This is a genomic window from Streptomyces sp. NPDC031274, from assembly GCF_055570235.1.
Genome location: NZ_JBVIHP010000202.1, coordinates 1 through 1,497, shown reverse-complemented (window position 1 = coordinate 1,497; position 1,497 = coordinate 1). Strand labels below are relative to the sequence as shown.

2 pseudogenes are annotated in these 1,497 nt (G+C 69.6%); one reads left to right on the top strand and one right to left on the bottom strand.

The features are described 5' to 3' along the window. Nucleotides 1–630, bottom strand: a pseudogene (locus ACZ5CR_RS44980) (hypothetical protein); the annotation flags it as partial. Nucleotides 631–1,105: 475 nt separating this feature from the next. Here ACZ5CR_RS44980 and ACZ5CR_RS44975 point away from each other — a divergent pair. Continuing rightward, nucleotides 1,106–1,497: pseudogene (locus ACZ5CR_RS44975) on the top strand (transglycosylase domain-containing protein); the annotation flags it as partial.

The following is a 1,497-nucleotide window of genomic DNA, read 5'->3' as shown; positions in this document are numbered from 1 at the left end:
CTCGTCCAGGAGGACATCTGTGCCCCAGATCAGGGCCCCGGCAGCCAGCTCGGCGTCCTCCGTCGCGATGCCGGAGTCGTCGTACTCACCGTCCCTGGCCCCGTCCCCCTGCTTGCCCTGCTCCCCGTGCTCCCCCTCCCCCTCCCGTACGCCGAACATTCCCAAGCCGAAAGCCGCCAGCCGTGGCGCCATGGTGCGGATCTTGGAACGGATGGCGGCGGTCTCGGCCGGCGTCCCGGGTGCGTCCGTGGGCGCCGCTCCCCCAGCCAGCCCCATCAGTCGCGCACGGCGGGACTCGACGTCATCCGGCGGAGCATCCGGGCCGTCGGCCGCGTCCAGGCTCTCCTTGGCCAGGTCCGGCTGCAGCTCCACCTCGCATCGCTCGACGGTCCAGTCGGAGAGCAGCTCCGTGCGCTCCAGCAGACCCTCCACCAGTTCGCGGACGGCCTCCTCGGCGAATTCCAGCGCCGGGGCGTCCACAAAGACCTTCAGCAGTGCCCCACCGGGATGCACGCCCACGAAGGTGTCCCGGAGCCCCACCTCCATCCCGTCGGGTCCCTCGATCTCCTCCACGGACTCGAAGCCGTCCTCAATGAGGGCGCCGGCGCCGACCCGTTGCAGCTCATCCATCTCCGAGGTACCGCTGGCTATCCGGGTATCCACACTCACTGCATATGTCACGCGACACAGCCTCGCAGGAGGAACCGCTGTTCGCGCCCGCAATGCCGACTTCCCGGCCCTGCCGAGCTCGCCCGCCATGCGGTGGCTGCCGTGCCCTGCCGGGAGGCGTTCGCGTATTCAACCTGTGTTGGAGGGCTCACCCTGGGCACGCGAGAGGTGAGCCGGTGGCAGCGAACCTCGCCGGTCCGCACAGCAATGCCACGGTGCTTGAACTCCCATGGAAGTCGACACACTCCCGCATCGTCGACCCCATGGTTGAGGCGGGCCGGCCGTGGCCATGGGGAGCCGCCGCGGCCGGGCCCTGCCACCGCCATCGCCATCGCCATCGCCATCCATGCTCCTCGACCTTGTCGTCGGCCGCTGTTACGTCCCCCTAATACGTCTCCGGCCAACCCCCACCCCCATCACCCACCTCTCCCCCACCATGGGGACACACACTCAGGGGAAGCCGGCACACAAGCCCGAACGCAAGCCGAAACACAAGCCCGACCCCCGCGCCCGCAGGCCACGCCTCCACCTCCGCCTCCGCCTCCGCAGGCCACGCCTCCGCCTCATCGACTATCCCCGTCACGGCAGACGCGGGCTCCGGCGGTGGATCCCCTCCTGGCGGCAGTGTCTCGGCTCCCTCACCCTCGTTCTCACCACCCTCACCTGCCTCTTCGCCCTCGTGTACGCCTCCGTCGACATCCCCGACGAGAACGCGGCCGCCCAGCGCGAGGCCAACGTCTACTACTGGGCCGACGGCACCCAGATGGTGAGCACCGGTGAGGTGAACCGGCAGAACGTACGGCTCTCGGAGATTCCCGACGCCGTCGA